General features: G+C 61.1%; 19 protein-coding genes. 12 read left to right on the top strand and 7 right to left on the bottom strand.

What is annotated here, in order from left to right; all coding sequences use genetic code 11:
* Nucleotides 1–3 precede the first annotated feature (3 nt).
* Nucleotides 4–2271, top strand: coding sequence for a DUF2254 family protein (locus G9U53_RS24455; protein WP_165639294.1), 2268 nt, complete (start codon nt 4–6; stop codon nt 2269–2271).
* Here the strand turns inward: G9U53_RS24455 and G9U53_RS24460 are convergent.
* The 5 genes from G9U53_RS24460 to G9U53_RS24480 form a co-directional block, all read right to left on the bottom strand.
* On the bottom strand, nt 2233–3522 hold the full coding sequence (locus G9U53_RS24460; protein ID WP_165639295.1) for an alpha/beta hydrolase-fold protein: 1290 nt from the start codon (nt 3520–3522) through the stop codon (nt 2233–2235). The two genes, G9U53_RS24455 and G9U53_RS24460, sit on opposite strands and share 39 nt — an antisense overlap.
* A gap of 65 nt (nt 3523–3587) precedes the next feature.
* Complete coding sequence (gene pepN / locus G9U53_RS24465; RefSeq protein ID WP_165639296.1) at nt 3588–6071, bottom strand: aminopeptidase N; 2484 nt, start codon at nt 6069–6071, stop codon at nt 3588–3590.
* Nucleotides 6072–6119: 48 nt separating this feature from the next.
* Nucleotides 6120–6920, bottom strand: a complete 801-nt coding sequence (gene thiD, locus G9U53_RS24470) for a bifunctional hydroxymethylpyrimidine kinase/phosphomethylpyrimidine kinase (RefSeq protein WP_003946192.1) — start codon at nt 6918–6920, stop codon at nt 6120–6122.
* 93 nt (nt 6921–7013) lie between these two features.
* Entirely contained in the window at nt 7014–7628 is a 615-nt protein-coding gene (locus G9U53_RS24475) for a class F sortase (RefSeq protein WP_347570824.1), read from the bottom strand.
* Entirely contained in the window at nt 7625–8353 is a 729-nt protein-coding gene (locus G9U53_RS24480) for a hypothetical protein (protein WP_165639297.1), read from the bottom strand. Before G9U53_RS24480 ends, G9U53_RS24475 begins: the two co-directional genes overlap by 4 nt.
* Before the next feature lie 343 nt (nt 8354–8696).
* On the opposite strand from G9U53_RS24480, the gene G9U53_RS24485 reads away from it, so the two are divergent.
* Both G9U53_RS24485 and G9U53_RS24490 read left to right on the top strand, forming a co-directional pair.
* Nucleotides 8697–9140 (top strand): hypothetical protein, encoded by a 444-nt coding sequence (locus G9U53_RS24485; protein ID WP_165639298.1) that lies wholly within the window; start codon nt 8697–8699, stop codon nt 9138–9140.
* A gap of 21 nt (nt 9141–9161) precedes the next feature.
* A complete protein-coding gene (locus G9U53_RS24490; protein WP_165639299.1) occupies nt 9162–9983 on the top strand; it encodes a class II glutamine amidotransferase in 822 nt (273 codons plus the stop codon).
* A gap of 85 nt (nt 9984–10068) precedes the next feature.
* Here G9U53_RS24490 and G9U53_RS24495 read toward each other — a convergent pair whose 3' ends face one another.
* Nucleotides 10069–10626 carry a QsdR family transcriptional regulator gene (locus tag G9U53_RS24495; protein ID WP_021333511.1) on the bottom strand — a complete coding sequence of 186 codons (558 nt, stop codon included), beginning with the start codon at nt 10624–10626 and terminating at the stop codon, nt 10069–10071.
* Between the two features lie 275 nt (nt 10627–10901).
* Here G9U53_RS24495 and G9U53_RS24500 point away from each other — a divergent pair, with 275 nt between their 5' ends.
* The 8 genes from G9U53_RS24500 to G9U53_RS24535 all read left to right on the top strand — a co-directional run bounded on the left by G9U53_RS24500 (nt 10902) and on the right by G9U53_RS24535 (nt 18533).
* A complete protein-coding gene (locus G9U53_RS24500) occupies nt 10902–11813 on the top strand; it encodes an ABC transporter ATP-binding protein (protein ID WP_253741446.1) in 912 nt (303 codons plus the stop codon).
* A complete protein-coding gene (locus tag G9U53_RS24505; protein ID WP_165639300.1) occupies nt 11813–12787 on the top strand; it encodes an ABC transporter ATP-binding protein in 975 nt (324 codons plus the stop codon). The genes G9U53_RS24500 and G9U53_RS24505 overlap by 1 nt, the downstream gene beginning before the upstream one ends.
* Before the next feature lie 130 nt (nt 12788–12917).
* Nucleotides 12918–14450 carry an ABC transporter substrate-binding protein gene (locus G9U53_RS24510; RefSeq protein ID WP_058038827.1) on the top strand — a complete coding sequence of 511 codons (1533 nt, stop codon included), beginning with the start codon at nt 12918–12920 and terminating at the stop codon, nt 14448–14450.
* 80 nt (nt 14451–14530) lie between these two features.
* On the top strand, nt 14531–15493 hold the full coding sequence (locus G9U53_RS24515; RefSeq protein WP_158171306.1) for an ABC transporter permease: 963 nt from the start codon (nt 14531–14533) through the stop codon (nt 15491–15493).
* Nucleotides 15490–16350: an ABC transporter permease gene (locus tag G9U53_RS34240; protein WP_020969703.1), complete on the top strand. Its 861-nt coding sequence runs from the start codon at nt 15490–15492 to the stop codon at nt 16348–16350. The genes G9U53_RS24515 and G9U53_RS34240 overlap by 4 nt, the downstream gene beginning before the upstream one ends.
* Before the next feature lie 65 nt (nt 16351–16415).
* Nucleotides 16416–17300, top strand: coding sequence for a hypothetical protein (locus G9U53_RS24525; RefSeq protein ID WP_030537506.1), 885 nt, complete (start codon nt 16416–16418; stop codon nt 17298–17300).
* A gap of 175 nt (nt 17301–17475) precedes the next feature.
* Complete coding sequence (locus tag G9U53_RS24530; protein ID WP_030537505.1) at nt 17476–18156, top strand: hypothetical protein; 681 nt, start codon at nt 17476–17478, stop codon at nt 18154–18156.
* A gap of 35 nt (nt 18157–18191) precedes the next feature.
* Nucleotides 18192–18533 (top strand): hypothetical protein, encoded by a 342-nt coding sequence (locus tag G9U53_RS24535; protein WP_030537504.1) that lies wholly within the window; start codon nt 18192–18194, stop codon nt 18531–18533.
* Here the strand turns inward: G9U53_RS24535 and G9U53_RS24540 are convergent, their stop codons facing one another.
* Complete coding sequence (locus G9U53_RS24540; RefSeq protein WP_165639301.1) at nt 18534–18989, bottom strand: hypothetical protein; 456 nt, start codon at nt 18987–18989, stop codon at nt 18534–18536.
* 467 nt (nt 18990–19456) lie between these two features.
* Here G9U53_RS24540 and G9U53_RS24545 point away from each other — a divergent pair, with 467 nt between their 5' ends.
* Nucleotides 19457–19882 (top strand): hypothetical protein, encoded by a 426-nt coding sequence (locus G9U53_RS24545; RefSeq protein ID WP_054828053.1) that lies wholly within the window; start codon nt 19457–19459, stop codon nt 19880–19882.
* The last annotated feature ends 12 nt before the right edge of the window (nt 19883–19894 follow it).

Here is a 19894-nt window from a genome sequence, read left to right on the forward strand (position 1 = left end):
GCCGTGCGGTCCTGGTTCGAGCACACGGTCGTCGACACCGGCAGGCTCCCGCTGTTCTTCCTCCTACTCGCCTTTGTCCTGACGTTCCTGTTCATCCGCTTCAGCGTCCGGATGATCCGGGCCGAGGTCTCGTGGTGGCCAGGCAACGTCACGCCCGGTGGAATGCACATCCACCACATGGTTTTCGGTTTGATGATGATGCTCGTGTCCGGCTTCGCCTTCATCGCTCTGGCCGACTATCACACCCCGATCGCCAATTGTGTTCTCGCGTCGGTGTTCGGTATCGGCAGCGCGTTGGTCCTCGACGAGTACGCGCTCGTGTTGCATCTGCGCGATGTCTACTGGGCCGAGGAGGGTCGCTCGTCCATCGACGCGGTGTTCGTTGCCATCGCGATCTCGTTCCTTTTCCTTCTCGGGGTCCACCCGATCGGGTTCGCGGGAGAGTTCGACCCGTACGAGCAGGACCGTAGCCTGGCGACGTTGATCGGCGTTGTCGTCGCGATCGTCATCCAACTCGGACTCGCCGTGATCACGTTGATGAAGGGCAAACTCTGGACCGGCTCGATCGGGCTGTTCTTCACCCCACTTCTGTTGATCGGAGCAATTCGGTTGAGTCGCCCGGGTGCCCCGTGGGCGCGCTCGCGTTACCGCGACAAGCCGGCGAAGATGAGCCGGGCAGTGGCCCGTGAACAGCGTTATCGCGAGCCGATGATCCACGCGAAGATCTACGTTCAGGAAACGGTGTCGGGAAGTTTCGGTTCCACTCCCCCGCCCCCACCACCGCTCCCCGTCGTCGACACCACAACCCCCACGTCGAAGGTCGGATTGTCGCGGCGGCTCTCGGACAGAATTCGCTGGCGTCGAACTCGCCGACGACTACGAACAGTCCCCGTCTGGCGTCTCCCCGTGATCCTCGTCGTCCTGTCCGTCGTCACCGCGAACATCCTCGTCGGGATCGACGGAGACCTGGTCAGCGACGGCGACGTCGGTACCATTTCCGAGGGCGTCGACGCCGGGGCCACCGCGACGCTGCTCAGCGTCATCGCCGGCGGGATGATCACTCTCACCGGTCTGGTGTTCACCGCCATCACCCTCGCAATGCAGTTCGGCGCCTCGCAGATTTCGGTGCGGGTGGTCCCGATGCTTGCGCAACAGCGAGTGATGCGGTGGTCGATCGGCATGTTTCTGGCCACGTTCGTCTTCTCGTTGATCATTGCGCTCGATCTGGCGCTCGATTCGGAGAATTCCTCACCGACCATCTCCACGGCGATCGCACTGCTTCTGGCATTGGCCAGTGCGATCCTGTTCATCGCGTTGGTGGCGAAGGTCGGGTCGATTCTCAATTCCAGTCGGTTGCTGCGTTGGATAGCGGCCCAGGGCCGGAGCGCGACGATTCGTGCCTATCCGCTATACGAGGACCTGCCCTCTGGCGCACCGAAACCCAGTCAGCCGCTCCCCCTACCCCAACCGCGCGAGTCCGAGAACTCCGAGAGCGCCGACGCACTGGTGATTCGCCTGCGCCACCTCTCACCCGACGGCCGGATTCTGCTGGCGATCGATCTCGCACGACTGCAGCGGTTGGCCGGCCGCTGGGACGTCTCGGTCGAAGTCGTCCCCAGCATCGGCGAGTTCGTCGCCCAGAACGCGCCCCTCTTCGAGGTACGCGGACCCTCGCTGAAGGTACGCCCGGACACCTTGATGTCGTGCTTGATCTTCGGTGACACGCACAGCCCGGTCGTCAGCCCCGGTGCAGCGCTGCAGTCGATCGTGGACATCGCGCTCAAGGCACTGTCACCCGCCATCAACGACCCGGGCCGAGCCGTCCAGGCTCTCGACCACATCGAAGATCTTCTGGTACTTCTCGCCCCGCGGGTCCGCTTCGACACATCAACCTCGGATCTCACGCTGATCAGAGGGCAGCAACGCACCTGGACCGATTACGTGTCCGTCGCCACCGACGAGATCCGGCACTTCAGTACCAATTCCGCGCAGGTCCAGCGTCGTCTACGCGCGGTATTCGCAACCTTGCTCGAAGCCTGCCCGCCGGACCAGCACCCTCCGCTACTCGAGCGCGTCGACGCACTCGATGCGCAATTGACCCGAGAATGGACCGGCGCACTCGACCTTCGGCTCGCGAGTGTGGCGGATCCGCAGGGATTGGGCTCCGAAGCCGGGGCGACCGGAAGAATTCACCCGCTGATCATCGGGTCTTCGGAACTTCCGGACGATCGTTCATCCGGGCAGGCCGAGTCGCGTTCCCAGCCAACCTAATTGACTCGCCAATCCAGCCGACCACACCTGGAAGCTGTGCCCTCCGTCGACCTCGGCGTACTGGACGTCCATCCCTGCGGCCTTTGCGGCTTCGTAGAGCGTTTGAAGACCTGGGCGGTAGTCGTTGTCCTGTTTGCCGACCACGAACACCCCGGCGCTGTCGGGGAACTTCTTCTCCCGGAGCAGATCCTGCGGATTCACTGCCACGAACGCGGCTTCATTGCCGCCGAACGCTGCATCGACCGTCTGCTTGCGATCGCCGAGTGTGGGTTCGATCTGACCGGACAGATCCAGGAACGTCGGATAGACCGCGGGGAAGTTAGTCGCCATCTGGAACGCGCAGGTACCGCCGTAGGAAAGTCCCCCGATCGCCCACTTCCTCGGGTCGGGATCCACCTGGAGGTTCCCGCGCACCCAGTCGGGAACATCGCGCGAAAGGTACGTCGCGACGTTCCCGAGTTGAGAATCGACGCAGAGCGGATTCGCCAGTTCCGACCCGGTCCCGTCAGCAACGACGACAACGGGAGCCAAGCCCGAATGCGCAGCGGCGTAGGCGTCCATGGTCTGGACGAGACGTCCGCCCTGTAGCCAGTCCTCGGGCGCGCCTGGTTGGCCGGCCAGCAGGACCAACACCGGCAACTCCGGTCGTGGGTTGGTGAAATACGCGGGCGGTAGGTAGATCTCGGCGTCGCGGGCGCTGAATCCGGAGACCGTCCCCGCAATCGTGACCGTGCTGACCTTGCCCGCCGACGGCATGTCCGCGGGATCCTTCCATTGCGAAACCGGTACCGCCCCGTCCTTGCCGTCGTCCAGGTCGGCGAGTGAAACCTTCTCCGCGTCCGAGAGTCCCAGCGCTGTTCCCAACGTCGGATACGACTGGAACTGCAGATTCACGTGAGCCGCGCTCGACACGACCACCAGGAGCACCGAGACCACGGTGAGCACGCGACCGTCGATCCGCGTCGCCGCAAATACCCGCGAAACACCCAGCAGCACGCCGAGAATGCCCAACCCGATCCACACGTAGACCGGACGGGCAATCGGATCGGGGAACGGGTGCCACACCTTCTCGATCAGCCAGTACAGCACGAGAGTGATCGCGATTGCCGCGACGATGCAGACCGGAATCGAGATCAGCACGTGACGCCTCGATCTCGAGAAGATCAGCCAGAGAAGTGCCAGAATTCCGAGCACCGTCACCGCGGGCGGAACCGGGCCCGTGACCAGCGACAGATCCGTGATCGTGTGCACGTCGTCTCCCGTCGCAGCCCTGTTTAGACAATATCCAAGAACAGGACATTTCGGAGCTGATGGCGTCAGATCACTGCGTTCGATGCCTGGGCACGTAGGTCTCGGGCCAGGTGATCCCGGCGCTCGAGAACAAGCCTCCGCAGCGACGCGGGCGCCTCCGCATTGGCCTGGATCCAGGAATCGGCAGCAGAGGTGTCTTCAGCTGCCGGGAAGAGCCCGTTCACCAACCGTCGCGCGATCTCGATGCTGCGTTCGGACCACCACTTCCCCAGGGACGAGAAGTACTCTGCCGCATATCCCTCGATCAACGACGGGTCCGTGCCCGAACGGAATCCGGCGATCGTCGCATCCAGGCGGTCGTTCGAGAGTGAGCCGTCAGTGGTCGCCGACGCCCAGGCAGCCGCCTTGGTCTCGACATCGGGAATCGACGCCGCGGCGCGGACGTACGCCGTTCGACCCGCTGACGTGCTGTCCTTGCTCAGCTCACCATCGAAGTCGCTCACACTCGCATGGCCGGTCGCCGACAGGGCGATCCACAATGCCCACCGCAGATCAGGATCGAGAGCCAGTCCGACCGGCCCCGGGCAGGTGCCGTCGAGTATCGACCGCACCTCGTCGGCGCGAGCATCGTTGACCGCTGCAGCGGCCGACAGAGCCCGTGCCCATGCCAGCTGTCTTCCGGACTCCGGTTCGGCTTCGAACACCGCCTTCCAGGTCGTTTCCAACCAGCCTGCACTTACATTGGGCCGCAAGCTTTTCGGAACGTAGTGAAGAACCGCGTATTGGGCATCGGTCAGGATCGAGCTGAGAATCGCAAGATCTGTCTCCGCGGGAGCGAATCGTTCCACCATGTCGAGGTACCGGAACACCGAGAGCTGCGCATCACGCACCGAGTTCCACAGCGACGACCAGATCACCCCGCGCGCAAGCGGATCGCTCACGCGGTCCAGGGATGCCTCGACAGTGGACAGAGATTCCGCGTCCAATCGCACCTTGGCGTAGGTGAGGTCTTCGTCGTTGAGCAGTGTGAGTGCTCCGGGCGGAAGGTCGACCGACGTGCGTGATTCGGTGATGTCGAGTTCGACACGTTCGGTGCGAACAAGGTCTCCGGACTCGTTGTAGTCGTAGATTCCGACTGCGAGCCGATGCGGCCTCGGGTCCGTCTGGACCAGGTCTGTTCCGTCGAGCGACAGCGTGGACACTCCGGTGGTCTGCAACCAGATTCGGGCCCATTCGCGCACATCACGTCCGGAAGTCTCCGCGAGCACGTCGAGCAGATCAACCAGCGTGGTGTTCCCGAAGGCGTGGGCCTTGAAGTACCGTCGTGCCGCTTCGAAGAACGCGTCACGGCCGACGAACGCCACGAGTTGCTTGAGGACACTGGCGCCCTTGGCGTAGGTGATTCCGTCGAAGTTCAGCTTCGCAGCTTCGAGATCGACGATGTCGGCGACGATAGGATGCGTGGTCTGCAGCTGATCTTGGAGGTACGCCCACGCCTTCCGCTTGATGGCGAATGCCACCCAGGCATCGGTGAAGCGAGTAGCTTCGGCGCTGACCAGCGATCCCATGAAGTCGGCGAAGGATTCCTTGAGCCACAGGTCGTCCCACCAGACCATGGTCACGAGATCGCCGAACCACATGTGCGCCATTTCGTGCAGGATCGTGTTGGCGCGGCGCTGATGCTGCTCGTCGGTTGCGGTGCCGCGGAACACGTATGCCTCGGTGAAGGTCACCAGTCCCGGGTTCTCCATGGCGCCGAGGTTGTACTCGGGGACAAAGATCTGGTCGTACTTGCCGAACGGATACGGATAGTCGAAGTACTCGGCGTAGAAGTCCAACCCCTGACGGGTGATGTCGAAAACGTTCTCCGCATCGAGGTACGGAGCCAACGACGCCCGGCACAGCGCACCCAACTCGACAGTGAGTTCGCCGCGACTCCACGACGACGCCACGCGGTGATACGGCCCGGCCGCGATCGCGGTGATGTAGGTCGAGATCGGCAGCGTCGGGGCGAAAGTGACGCGTTGTGCACCGTCCACGGAGAGAGTCTGGGTCGCGGGCTGATTCGACAGGACTTCCCAGCCGTCAGGTACTGTCACCTCGAATGTGAAGGGCGCCTTGAGGTCCGGCTGCTCGAAGCAGGCGAAAACACGCCTGGCATCGGCAGGCTCGTATTGCGTGTACAGATACGTCTGATCGTCAGCGTCGTCGACAAATCGGTGCAGCCCTTCACCGGAACGGCTGTAGTTGCCGTGAGCTGCCACCCGAACGACGTTCGATCCGCCGAGTCCGCGCAGCACGATCCGGGATCCGTCGTACTCCACCGGAATCGACGCACCGTCGACGTCCACGGAATCGACTGCAGCACCGATGAAATCGAGCCACGTGGACTCCACCGAGGACGTCAGATCAATTGTCGTGACCGTCGAAAAGGTCTTCACGGCGGAGTCGACCGCCGATCGCAGATCCAACTCCACCCGGTAACCGGCGACGGAGATGGCTCGAGATCGTTCGGCGACTTCGCTTCGATTCAGGTTCGCAGTACTCACGCACTCGATCCTGCCAGGCCGCGCGCGGCGATGTGAGCCGCCGTGCGCCTATCCCTTGAACGCGCCCTGCCAGACGGTGTCGAACGGCGTGTGTGCCGAGACGCGGCCTTCGATGCCCGCCGTGACGAACTTCTTTGCCAGAGCGACGGCTTCTCCCACGTCGGCGCCTTTTGCCAGCTCCGCGGTCACTGCGGCGGCCAGCGTGCAACCGGCACCCGAGACGCGCTCTTCGCCGACCTTGGGGGCGGAGAGAACAGTCACGTCGGTCCCGTCGAACAACACGTCGACGGCGTCGCCACCGGCGAGTTCGACACCGCCCTTTGCGAGCACGTACTTGGGTCCGAGGTCGTGGATACGACGTGCGGCCTCGATGAGGTCGTCGACGCTTTCGATGCTGTCCATTCCGGCGAGGGTGCGTGCCTCGAACAGGTTGGGTGTGACGACTGTGGCGAGCGGGAGGATCGAATCACGAAGTGCTGTATCGGTATCGAGAGCCGCGCCGGGCTCCTGGCCCTTGCAGATCAGGACCGGGTCGAGGACGACGTGGCGCCAGGACTGCCGACGCAGGCCCTCTGCCACAACCTCGATGGTGGCGGGCGTGCCCAACATGCCGATCTTGACGACGTCCAGATCGTGAGCCGCAGTCGCAGCCTCGATCTGATCAGCGATCACGTCAGGAGCGATCGGTACGAAGCGATGACCCCAGTTGTTCTTGGGATCGAACGAGACGATACATGTGGTGGTCGCTACGCCGTAGACGTCCAATGCCTGGAACGTCTTCAGGTCGACCTGCAGGCCGGCACCGCCAGTCGCTTCGGACCCAGCGATGACATAGGCGAGGTCAACCACAGCACAATCTCCTTCTTCGGACTTTCGAAACGTGCGTGGATGGCCACGAACGCGGGACCCAGTTTATCAACCGTTCCGACGTCTGGTTTTCGGCTATGCGGGCACCGGACTTCCCCACGCGACGTCGTTGTCCTCGTATCCGAACGGCGGACCGACGAACTCGCCGCCGCAGGTGATCAGCGCGAGGGTTTCGGGTCCGTCGAGGCTGTTCAATCGCTCGACCGGCAGCTCGCCGTCCTTGCCGTAGTGATCGACCGCATCGATACGGTAGTTCCAGGTCTGTCCCCCGGCGCCCGCCACGGTCACGACCGAGCCGATTTCCAGTGTCGAGAACTTCTTTCCGAAACCGTCACCCTGATAGATGTCGTTGATGTGTCCGGTGATCACCACGGTGCCCGCGCCGGAGCCGGGAAATGCCGAATCTGCCCACCATCCGATCTCACTGACATCCTCGGGCGGAATGAGCGAGCCGTCCGTCGTCGTCTTGATCGGCAGGATGTCAGCGGTGCTGTTGCCTGTGCGCAGCGTGGTCGGGACATCCGGACCGTCGACCACCGCGCGAATCTCTGGCGGTAAATCTTGTTGGCCGGTCGCGAGGACGCGGGTCGGCGAGTCACCGTCGTCGGAACATCCGCCGATCAAGAGCATTGTCGCCACTACTGCAGTGGCCCACGTTCGGCTGGCCGTGGATCCAGGTGCCGCTGTCACGGACGAGAAGTCGGGCCGGACGGAATCTGGGAAATTGGTACTCGGTTTCCTACGTCACGACCGGGAAGTGGGTCACCGGAATCCCCACCGTTCCCACCGGAACCGTCACCACCGCTGCCGTTTCCGCCACCGCTTCCATTCCCCCCGCCGCCGGGGCCGGGGCCGGGGCACTCACCTCCCGGATCGGTGGTGTCGCCTGCCAAGACAATCTTGACTGCCGAGAGGTTGACCGTCTGGTTCTGCGCGACTTGTCCAGGAGTTGTGACGTCGAATGCGAGCTTGGCACGTACGGGGATGACCGAACCGTCGTCAGCGTCGGTGACCGTTGACCCTGACCGGCCGAGATCTTGGGTCAACGTCATTCTGGAGATCAAATCCTGATCTCCGGTCAAGCCGGCGCCGTCGATCCGAAGGGTCCCTCGGACGGGACTTCCGTGGGCTCTGATCGTCACCGATGCGCGAAACTCGAGGATGTCTCCCGGCACTGTCCGCCACGCCTCGATCGAGTTGATTTTCGTTCCAGGCGATCCAGTCGAGATGTCGTACCAACCGTCGATCACGGCCGGATCGAGTGACATCGAATTTTCGTTGATTTCCGAGTTGCACGCGCGGGTGAGCGAAACGGGGGCAGCCGATCCCACTGCGGGGAGTGCTGTCGACACAACGGTCGCCAAGACGAAGGCCGTCGCGGTGATGCCCGCGGTACGCCTGCCGAAGATCGTCATTCTCTCGCTACCTTTTTCCGCGGACCGTAGCTTCCGGTCAATTCAGTCAAAATACCAGTACAGCTGGACAAATAGGTCGAATTCCGTGCCGAATTCTTCTTGTTTTCTGTGAACTTCGGTTACGAGCAATTTCTCCGCACACGCGTTCCGGCAAGGGGTACATCGGATCAACTGGGGTCAGAAGTTACATTTCGCCCGCACATCGGAGCAGATCGCACTGATTTCTCACCGCATTGGACAGGTATTTCCGTTTCATAGCGGTCAGCCGGTGGAACAACGATCACTACAACGAGCGTGCCGGGCACGTGTCCGGTCGCCCCCCACCGAATCAAGGGAAACCGTCATGTCGGATACAACATCAGTCAAGCAGGGTTTCGCGGTAGGAACATCGATCGGGGCAGCCGTCATCTTGGTGACGGTCGGCATCGTGCAGTTCTTCCAAGGACTCGCTGCCGTCGCCGAAAACGAAGTGTTCGTAGTCGGGATCGACTACGTCTATCAGTTCGACCTGACGACGTGGGGTTGGATCCATCTCGTGTTGGGCGCGCTCGTCGCACTCGTCGGGCTCGCACTGTTCACCGGAGCGGCCTGGGCACGGGTGTCGGCCGTCGTGATCTGCGCGATCTCGATCATCGCGAACTTCTTGTGGCTGCCGTACTACCCCTGGTGGTCGACTCTCATCATCGCGCTGAACATCGTCGTGATCTGGGCGGTGTCGACATGGAAGCCCACCCAGACGACGAACGCCACGGCGCACGCATCGTCAACGCCGACTCGATCAGCTTGAGTTGAAAGTATGTGTAGGTGGATGGCGTATTCGGGAGAACCGATACTCGCCCATGACCTGCTGTTCCGACCACAGCACTCGCTGATCGACCAGAGCCTGCATTCTCAACTCGGGGCGACGACGACAAATGGCGACGGCTTCGGAATCGGCTGGTACGGGGAAGGCCCACAACCGGCAGTGTTCAAGAGCATCGAACCCGCGTGGAACGACTCGAACCTGCGCGAGGTCACCTCCCAATTGCGTACCCCTCTGCTGTTCGCCCACATCCGCGCCTCGACGGGAACTGCAGTGCAGCGCAGCAACTGCCACCCGTTCCGGCACCGGCAGTGGTTGTGGATGCACAACGGTTCACTACACGGATTCCACGATATGAAACGGGAATTGGTGACTGCCATTGATCCGTCGCTCTTTCCGGATCTCGAAGGATCGACGGACTCGGAAACTCTGTTCTTCCTCGCGCTGACGTTCGGCCTGACCAACGATCCGTTCGAAGGTGTCGCGAGGGCCGTCGGATTCGTCGAGCACACGGCTCACTCGCAGGGAATCGACAATCCGGTTCAGATGACCGTCGCCACGTCGGATGGCATCTCCACCTGGATCTTTCGCTATTCCAGCGAGCACCAGTCGAGGTCGTTGTTCTTCTCCACCGAGATTTCCACGCTGCGCAAGCTCCATCCAGAGGTGGAAGCCCTGCACCATCTGAGCGAGGAGACCCGAATCGTCGTCTCCGAGCCTCTGCGCGACCTTCCTGGCGCCTGGAACGAGGTTCCCGAATCCGCCGCAGGCGTCATCCGGCCCGGACGGGACGAGATGCGGAACTTTGTGCCGATCCCACCAGCCTGATTGGGTCATACAACCAGGCGTAGCTATGAAATAGCTTGCATTCGAAGCGCTTTCACGAAAACTGAGAAAACGGAAACTCGGCACACTAGTCACGCGAGAGGATGAGCCGGAACGCCAAGCGAGCCTTCTCCGTATCCGGAGTGCCACCAGTGAGCAAATCGTTGTAGATGAACGACTCACCCACGCGAACCAGCAGATATGCCATGTCCTCGACGGGCAGGTCTGGCCGAATCTGCTCCGGTATTTCAGCTTCGATCAGCCTTCGCACGGATTCGACCATCGTGCCCTGAATCGGCCCCAGTCCAGTTGTGAGTATGCACAACGCCTTTTGCGGTTCCCGAGTCAAATACGTCCGGAAGAATTCGGTCTCGATTGTCGCCCGTGCATGGTAAGTGAGGACGTCGACAACCCTTGACGCTCCGCTTCCACCGCACTCCTCGAGGCCCATTCGCCACGTTCGGCGCGCCAGCGAATCGAGCACGTCACCGGTAATTGTGTCGCGATTCCCTGCACGCCGGAACAAGGTGGTCCGATCCACCCCCAACTCGGTGGCCAAAGCGTTCACATCGAGCGGTTTTCCGGCTGCGAACTGTCGTCGGGCGGCACTCAACGCTTCCGCGCGGATGTCACGTGTCTCGGCCATGGAGTGAATGTATCGCTGACGACGTGCTGGTCGGTAGCCGGAGGCGATCAGACGGCGCCATCGACGGCAATCGTTGCAACATTCATTGACTTTGTTGCAGGTGAGTGTTTATTGTTCCCCGGTACGTGATTCCAGTCACAACAATTCAGTTGTTTACGGAGGAATGCGATGAACGATCACACGTGGACGACCCGACGATGAGCCCACTTCTGCAAGTACGAGACCTCACGGTTGACATTGGGACAGAATCGATTTCGAACAGACTCCTCGACCGAGTGAGCTTCGAGTTGGGGTCGGGCGAAATCACCGGCCTCGTAGGAGAGAGCGGGAGCGGAAAGACACTGACCGGACTCGCTCTGCTCGGTCTCTTGCCCCGTACGGCAACAACCAGCGGAAGCATCCGTTTGGAAGGACAGGAACTTGTGGGTCTGCCCGCCGCCAAGTTGAGGAAAATACGCGGTCGCGACGTCAGTATGGTCTTCCAGGACCCGAGTTCGGCTCTCAACCCCTCCGTCAGCATCGGTCGCCAGATCGTCGATGTGTTGAAGGCCCACCGCGACATCACGAAAGTCGATGCGGAGGACGTGGCTACAGATCTTCTCCACCAGGTCGGACTGGCCGACCCGAGCAGAACCTTGAAGTCGTACGGGTACGAGCTTTCCGGCGGGATGTGTCAGCGGGTGATGATCGCGATGGCCCTGGCATGCGGTCCGAAGTTGCTGATCGCGGACGAACCGACAACAGCGCTCGACGTCACCATCCAAGCTCAGATTGTCGATCTCCTTCGAGAACTGGCCGAACAGCGCGATCTTGCCGTGTTGTTGATCAGTCACGACCTCGCGGTTGTCGCCGAGGTCGCGGATCGAGTCATCACCATGTTTCGCGGCGAGATCGTCGACGTCGCGCCACGAGACGTGCTGCTTCGGCGGCCCGCGCATCCCTACACGTTCAGCCTTCTCGAGGCGGCACGCTCGACATTCGAAGAAGTCTCCTCCCAATCACCCAAGGCGCGAGGCGATTTCACCAGCAAAGCCCCTGCTGACGGCGTGGGTTGCCGATACGTCGCCCGGTGCAACTACTCCGAGGAGCTCTGCATATCCGATCATCCACTTCTGATCGGATCACCGGAATCGGCAACAAGATGTCACCGCAGCGACGAACTCGAGTTGCTCGGACTGGTGAGCTGATGAGCAACACCGACGTCATCGTCAACGTTCGGAATCTGGCAGTCGAGTACGGACGCGGACGCAAAGCTCTTCGCGCGGTCGACGACGTCAGCTTCTCCGTACAGAGGGGCGAAACCCTTGCGATAATCGGTGAATCAGGATCGGGAAAATCCTCGACGGCTCACGCTCTCGCGGGTCTGGTGGCTACGGCCGCAGGCTCCATCACTATGAATCTCGACGACCCGGCGTTCGGCAAGGGTGGATCTTCCCATCTCATTTTTCAAAACCCTACGTCGGCCTTGAACAATCGGATGGCCTCATGGGCTTGCGTAGCCGAGCCGATGGCGCCAGGGCGTCTGCGCATTCCACAGTCCTTGCGGCCGAAAGCCGTCGAGCTGTTGCGTCGGGTCGGTCTCGGCGCTGAGCTTGCCGACCGCCTCCCGACCCAGCTCTCCGGTGGCCAACGCCAACGCGTGACCATCGCTCGTGCACTTGCCTCCAAGGCGCCACTGATTCTCTGCGACGAACCTGTTGCCTCCCTGGATGTTTCGCTTCAGGAAGAGGTGTTGCAACTTCTTGCCGATCTCCGAGAAGAACATGACCTCACGTACATCTTCATTTCGCACGATTTGGGTTCGGTGGCACGGATCGCCGATCGCGTCGCGGTGATGTACCTCGGCCGAATCGTCGAGATCGGACCGGCTGCCACGGTCCTGAGGACTCCATCGCACCCCTACACGCAGGCGCTTCTCGCCGCGGCCCCGCACATCGAACTCGAGCGGCGCAGTCGTCGGAAAGCATTGGTGCGGGGCGAGTTACCCGACCCACGGAATCCACCCTCGGGCTGTCGATTCCGCACCCGCTGCCCGTTTGCGATGGATCGCTGTGCGTCGGAAGCGCCGTCACTTCGCGCGGCCTCGAATTCCGCACACAGCTCCGCCTGCCATCTATCGTCCCCGGCCACATCGATCGGAATCTCCAACCCGCCGCAGTAAATGCGTGCCGCGTCAGTCTCCCCCTTCCGAGAAGACCAAAGCGAAAGTCCACCATATGAATCCGCGTCTGTCTTTGCGATCCCGATATCCGATCACACGCTTCCAGAATCATGGGAAAAGTGGCCCACGTGTGCTGGTAGCTGCGTTTGCACTTTCTGCTCTCGTGCTCAGCGGCTGTTCGAGCAGCGCCACCGGTACCGCCGGCGATACCGGACCTGCCGATCCGAACGCCGAACTCAAGGTCGCGACATCGCACGTGCCCGCCTCGCTCGACCCGTGTGCGGGAAACATCGGATACGACATCGACTACTTACAGTTGATGTATGCACCACTGATCGATGCGGAACCTGCCACCCAGAAGTTGCGGCCCGGAATCGCCAGCGAGTGGGGCTTCTCCGGACCGGACAACCTGACGTTCGAGATGACGTTGCAGAACGGCTTGACCTTTCACGACGGTACAACTCTCGATGCAGCAGCAGTCAAGGCAAGCATGGAACACTGCTTGAGTCTCGGAATCGTTTCCGTCCCGACGATCAAGAGCATCGAAGCAACGTCCCCAGATCACATCACGATCTCGTTGAGTTCACCTACCTCCGGCTTACCAGGGTGGCTCAACGGCAGATTGGGAATGGTGGTCTCCCCCACTGCGCTGGCAGCAGCAGGGGCAGACTTCGCCAACAAGCCTGTAGGCGCAGGGCCGTACACATTCACCAGCGCAGTCCCGAACAGTTCATACACATTCAGTCGATTCGACGACTACAAACCGGCGGGTCCACCCAGCCCTCAGCTCGCCAAGATCCAGATCCAGGTGATCTCCAATCCCACAGCGCTGACAAATGCCCTGACATCGAACGCTGCGGATTTTGCATACGGGCTCACACCGTCGAGTGCTCCGATCCTCGAACGCAACCCCAACCTGAACGTCAGTCACGATCCGAGACTCGGAGTTGCGCTCGTCGTGATCAACAACAAGAACCCCGTGGTCAACGATGTCCGCGTTCGTCTGGCGATGCAATACGCGCTCGACCGCAAGGCAATTGCGCGAGCCGCACTGGACAGCACGGAAGGAACTGCGGCGTTCGGTCAATATCCTCCCGGTTCGCAGTTCTACGACGAGGAAACCGAAGATGCATGGCCGTACGACCCGGAGAAGGCCAAATCGCTGCTAGCGGAGGCTGGGTATCCGAACGGGGTCACCGTGCGCGGATTAGCAGGCAATCTACCGCCGTACTCGACCAACGCGGTCCTTGTCGGAGAACAATGGGAGAAGGTCGGCATCAAGGTCGACTTCGTCGAAATGACTGGACCTCAGGCGATTACGGAGTTCGTCGCACACAACAGCGCGGACGTCTTCAGCGTGGGATGGCCCACGCGAGCATCCGCACCGCTCAATTTCGAAGCCTCGCTGGGTTCGCGGTCGTACTTCCGGCAGAATTCCGTCCCCAACGAGGATTTGGAGAAGTTGATCGCACTGTTGAACAACACGTATGACGAAACCGCTCAGCTCGACATCGTCAAACAGATCAATCAAGTCGTGATCAAGTCCGCTGAGTACGTACCGTTGTACTTCACTCCCGACGTGGTCGCCTACACCAAGAACGTCCACGGGGCCGTTCCTGCACTGAACGGCTCCCCCAATCTGACGTACCTCTCGAAGTCATGACGACGACCGTTGTATCGCAAGAGAATTCGTTGGCCCCCGAGCCTGAGAGCGTTCCGACCCGAAACCCTCACCGATCGCCGGTGAATCCTTACATACGGATGATCGGCGTCCGGTTCGCACAGATAATTCCTACCGCGATCATCGCTAGTTTCATAACCTTTGCCCTTATCCGGATAATCCCCGGTGGACCAGCCGAGGCCCTTCTCGGTCCGAACGGCAGCGATGAATCGATCGCCGCACTCAACGAGCGCCTCGGATTGAATCAACCTCTGCTGGTCCAGTACTGGAACTGGGTGGTGTCGGCTCTGCACGGAGATCTGGGAACGTCGCTACAGAACAGCGCCCCCGTCGGCCCACAGATCCTTGCGCGCCTGCCGGCGAGCGCCGAGCTCGTTGTACTCGCACTGTTACTGTCCGCCGTCGTCGCTATACCGCTCGGTGTGTGGACCGCGACGCGGCAGGGACGACGCAGCGATGGTCTGACCCGCACGGTTTCGGGGATCGGACTCGCGGTACCGGACTTCTTCCTCGCTATCGTGCTGGTCGATGTCTTCGCCCTCGGTTTGGGAGTTCTACCGGTGCTCGGCTGGGTTCCTCTCGAGAACAGTGTGATCGACAACCTGAGCCATTTGGTCCTACCAGCAACGGCGCTCGCTGCCGGCGCAGCATCGATTGCGGTTCGGCAGACCAGGGCTGCGATGATCGAGACACTGTCAAGTGACTACGTACGAACTGCGCGTGCGATGGGTATCGACGAGCGGAAGATCGTGTGGCGCTACGCGCTACGAAACATCGTTCCCACGATTGTCACTGTCTATGGATTGCTCGCCGTGGCGATGCTGGGTGCGACGGTCATTCTCGAGCAGATCTTCGTGCTGCCGGGCCTCGGGAGCGCTCTCGTCATTGCGATCGACACGCGAGATTATCCGATGCTTCAAGGCATTGTGTTGCTGTTCGTCGTGATCGTGCTTCTCGTGAACATCCTGGTCGACGTCGTCAACAACATGATCAGCCCACAATTGAGGAAGGGAACGATCTCGTGAGCCAACTCGCGTTGACCACCGCAGGCGAGACCCGCTCCAAGTGGGCTCTCCCTCGACTGCACCCCGGATTATGGCTCAGCTACTGCTTTCTCGGCACGCTGATAGCGGCGTCCGTCTTGGCCTCGTTCGTGGCTCCACACAGTCCGACCGATCAGAACCTGACCAACACGTTCGCCGGTCCGAGTGCACAGCACCTGCTTGGCACTGACGGCTTCGGTCGTGACGTGCTCAGTCGATTGATCTGGGGAGGACGCTCCGCCTTCTTCGGCGTCGCGATCGCTGTCGCCGTCAGTCTGCTGTTGGGAATTCCGTGGGGGTTGATCGCCGGATATTGGCCACGCTGGATCGGCGCGTCACTCCTCCGGGTGGCGGACGCATTGCTGGCATTCCCAGGTTTGGTTCTCGCAGTGGCTATTACCGGTGTTCTGGGGCCGAGCCTGATCACGTCGATGTCAGCGCTCGGAGTCGTCTATGCACCCACAATTGCAAGAATTCTGGCTGCCGGGGTCAGCGAAACGAGGAACCGAGACTTCGTTCTGAGCGCGCGACTCTCAGGATGCCCGCCGCACGTAGTGCTGCTGCGTCATCTTCTTCCGCACGCAATCGGGCCGGTTGTCGTTCAGGTGACCGTGCTCACCGGCCTGACCTTTCTCGCGCAGGCGGCACTCTCATTCCTGGGGTTGGGAATACAGCCCCCCACTCCGAGTTGGGGCGGTGACTTATCCGATGCGTACCTGCACATCTTGAGTGCACCACAACAGATTCTCCCCTCCGGCATTCTGATTTCATTGGTCGTCCTGGCCGTCTACCGAGTGGGTGATGCCGTCCGGGACCGCATGTATGTCAGAGGGAGATAGCCGGCGTAGAACAACCATCCGACTCGACTGTTCGAAGACCACACCACCAGCATGAAGGACTATCGATGACCTCGATCGCACCAGAAACCGCGCGCCGCGTCTTCCGTGGAGCCGAACCAATACACGGCATGATCTACTTCACCCCTTTCGGCGCGGAAGCATATGCCGCACTGGGCTTTACACACCCTCGAATGGGCTACTTCGCTTCGCGGTCTGCGCCCATGGGCGCAGTAGCGGCTGAAGTCACCATCGCTACGTTCTTCAACTTCAACCCCGAACTGGTACACGCGGTGCTGCCGGAAGCCTGGACAATCGCCACCCCCGAACAGATCCTCACCGCTCGACTCGACGCTGTCGACCGTTCGCTGCGCAAGGCCTGGGGAGAACATGTCGACGGCACCGAAGTTCGCGAAGCTGCCGAACTCGCACGTCGAGCCGCGGAACGCGCCTGCAACAGACCACAAGGGCGACCCCTGTTCGGTGGGCACGCATCATTGCCGTGGCCTGAGGAGCCTCATCTCGTGTTGTGGCATGCCCAATCCTTGCTCCGGGAGTTTCGCGGAGATTCTCATGTCGCACTTCTTCACGCCGAGGGACTCAACGGTGTCGAAGCGTTGGTAGTCCACGCCGCAACCGGTGATGTTCCTGCTGCTGCTCTGCAAATGAGCCGGGCATGGGACAACGATCAGTGGGCGGAAGGCGTCGAAAGTGTGCGGGCGCGTGGATGGCTCGAAGACGGCCCCGAGCTTCACCTGAACGAGGTGGGTCGCGATCGCCGAAAGCGGGTTGAGCATCAGACCGATGTGCTGGGGTCGTACCCGTACGAGGCGATCGGAGAGACCGGATGCAGTCGACTGATCGAAATCTCGGAACGTCTCTCCGGTGAAGTGATCGATGCAGATCTCGGATTTCCGGCAGCACTGGCAGCACGTCGCCGATTGCGTGCGTGACAGCAGGTCGTGAGTGTCGAACGTGGCTGGTGGTGATACGACGAGGGTGTCACCACCAGCCCCTTCACACAATTATCGCCGAAGTCGGCTGCGCCCCAATCTGCACAGTGAGAAGGCATCCGGATGAGACTGCCGTTGTGCCGAATTCTCCCGCGGGATGGGTCAAGATGGCTAGATGTGGAAACAGGCACTCGGGTTTGCTTTGTTCGGTGCGACCGTTGCCATCGTCACGGCGGCGCTGACACAGGGATCGGCACAGGCGTCCGCCACGATCACCCTCTTTTCGGGTGGCACCACAATCTCGGGCTTCGCGGGTGAATCGCAATGGACCTGGCCCATCGAGGCTGCGGTGATCGGCGCCCTTCTGGGCGCGCTGACCGGGTTCGTGCTCCGCCTCGCGGGCGTGCGAATCTCCGGAGGCCAGGACAATCGAATGGTTCCAACTGTGGTAGCAGGCCTCGCAGGCGTCACGCTTGGGTTGACGCCCCTGTTGGTCTTGATCGGCATGGCATTCACCGGGTCGGTTGATATCGGATGGTCCCCGCTCCTGGTCTATGCCGTCAGCGGTCTCCTGGCGTATGGCATTTCGGTCGCCGCCGTGTTCGGAGTCCTCCGCGCTGCCGGGGATCGACTTACTGTTCGCACGACGCGAGCGGTGGCGGCGATGCTTCCGGTCGGGGCGTTGGCGGCGACGACTGTAGGTGTCGGTACTGCGTGGAGGCTGGGCTTTTCCACCACCACTCCCACCTGGATCGCGGTCGTACTGCTGGTGGTGCTCGTATTGGCCGTGACGTTCGTTGCGGCCCGGGCGTGGGCTCTACGGATGCAGGCTCGTGACTTTCCAGAAGTGGCATAGGCGGTGGAACGATTGATTCCGACGGGCGCATCGAGATGAGGGGCGAGCGAATCTTCGCGGGACTCGTCGTCGGCCTTCTGCTCTGGCTGTTCGGCTATCTGCCGTTGGTACTCCTGTGGCAACATTTCGCAGATGTCCCGCAGCCGCAGCTGTATCCGAACCGTTCGTTCACGTCGTTCGGGCCCAACCCGCCACCGCTCACCTACTGGATAAGTTGGGCGGCGCCTGCCGCCGTGTTCGTCTTGCTCGGACTTATGACTATTCCCAGTCGTACCGGCCGGCAATTTGCATTGCCATTGGTGCTCGCGTTCCTGCCGGTCGCGGCAATGGTGGCGTGGTTCTGGATCTCGATGGAACTGTTCTTCAGCCCCGACTGATCACTCACTCGGCTGCGTATCGCGAACCCCATTGCGCGCACGCGCAATGGCGCCCTTGTTGCGCAATGCGATCCCCTGATGCACCGCAGCAAGTACCAATGCCAGCACTGCAGCAGGGAGGCTCCCCACCATCGACAGCAGAGAAGGCATATCAGAGCTGAAAGCGGTAAAGAAACCCAGTACTGCAGCGCAAAGCATTGTCGCCGAGACGATCCAGGAAACTAATGGTCGTGGGATCACGGCTGGAATAACGCACAGAGCCACCGGAAACGCCAGCACCAAGAAGAGCTCCCGCCCGAAATAGTCGTGAATCGAGCGGTAACAATCGGCAGAACTGAGCGGGCCGAGGCCTATTTCGCAATCGGTGATCTCGTACAGCGGCCACTGTGCCGTCGCGGATCCCAGAATCCCGGTGGCGACCGCCAATACAACCCACGCGATCCGAATCCCAATCATACGAAGAGATCATGCCAGTAGGCGAAATTGCGCTCCGGAGAAGAAAGCAATTACGACTCGAACTGCGTGGAAGGTCGATACCGTCAACGCTAATCAAAGAATGGATCAAACTATGTTGATCGCATGGGGAGCACTGGCGCTTGCCACTGGTGCCCATATCTATGGCGCTCGCCTCGCAACTCACGGCGACTACGGGCGGAGATTACCTCTCTCGGTAGGACCGACCTCCTCGCGAGCGGCACAACATGTCCGACGTGCTCAACTCACGGGCTGGGTATCGAGCTTGATCGGAGCATCTGCCATCGTCGACAACTATTGGGAGACAGCACCTCTCTTGAGTGCGGGTATCGCAGTCGCTGTACTCGGAGTAGTTAACGGCCTACCGAGTTTGATTGTCACCATGATGCACAATCGACGGCCGCAACAGGGTTGAAGTTTTCGATTATGTTTTGTGGAAGGGTGCTTGCATGGCAACACAACCGCATGGCCAGTCCATAACCCCGGCGTGGAAAGTATTCACGGCCATCGGTTTTGCAGGTGTTGTGGGCGCTGCCGTGACGTACTTCCGAGACGGGTGCACTTTGGCGATCATTGGCGGGATGGTCATCCTCGCGATTGGTCTGCCGCTTACTGTCTGGTCCATCCTGCGAATGCTGCGTGAGAATCGAGGACATCGCCTTCATTGGTGGAGAACACCGCCGGTCAATCCGAGGAACGTCGACCTGTCTCGTGCTGTCGGCATTCCGACTACAATTTTCGGTGCACTGACCATCTGGCTGAATACAGCAGGTTCGGCGCCGTGGTGGTTGGCAGCAATCTTTACCGCCATTCTGATCGCGCTCTTCGGAGTAACCGTTGCCGTTCACAATATTCGCCTCAGTCAGCGAACCTGAGCTAGCCTTCCG

This window comes from Rhodococcus sp. D-46 (assembly GCF_011290655.1).
Taxonomy (GTDB): domain Bacteria; phylum Actinomycetota; class Actinomycetes; order Mycobacteriales; family Mycobacteriaceae; genus Rhodococcus_F; species Rhodococcus_F qingshengii.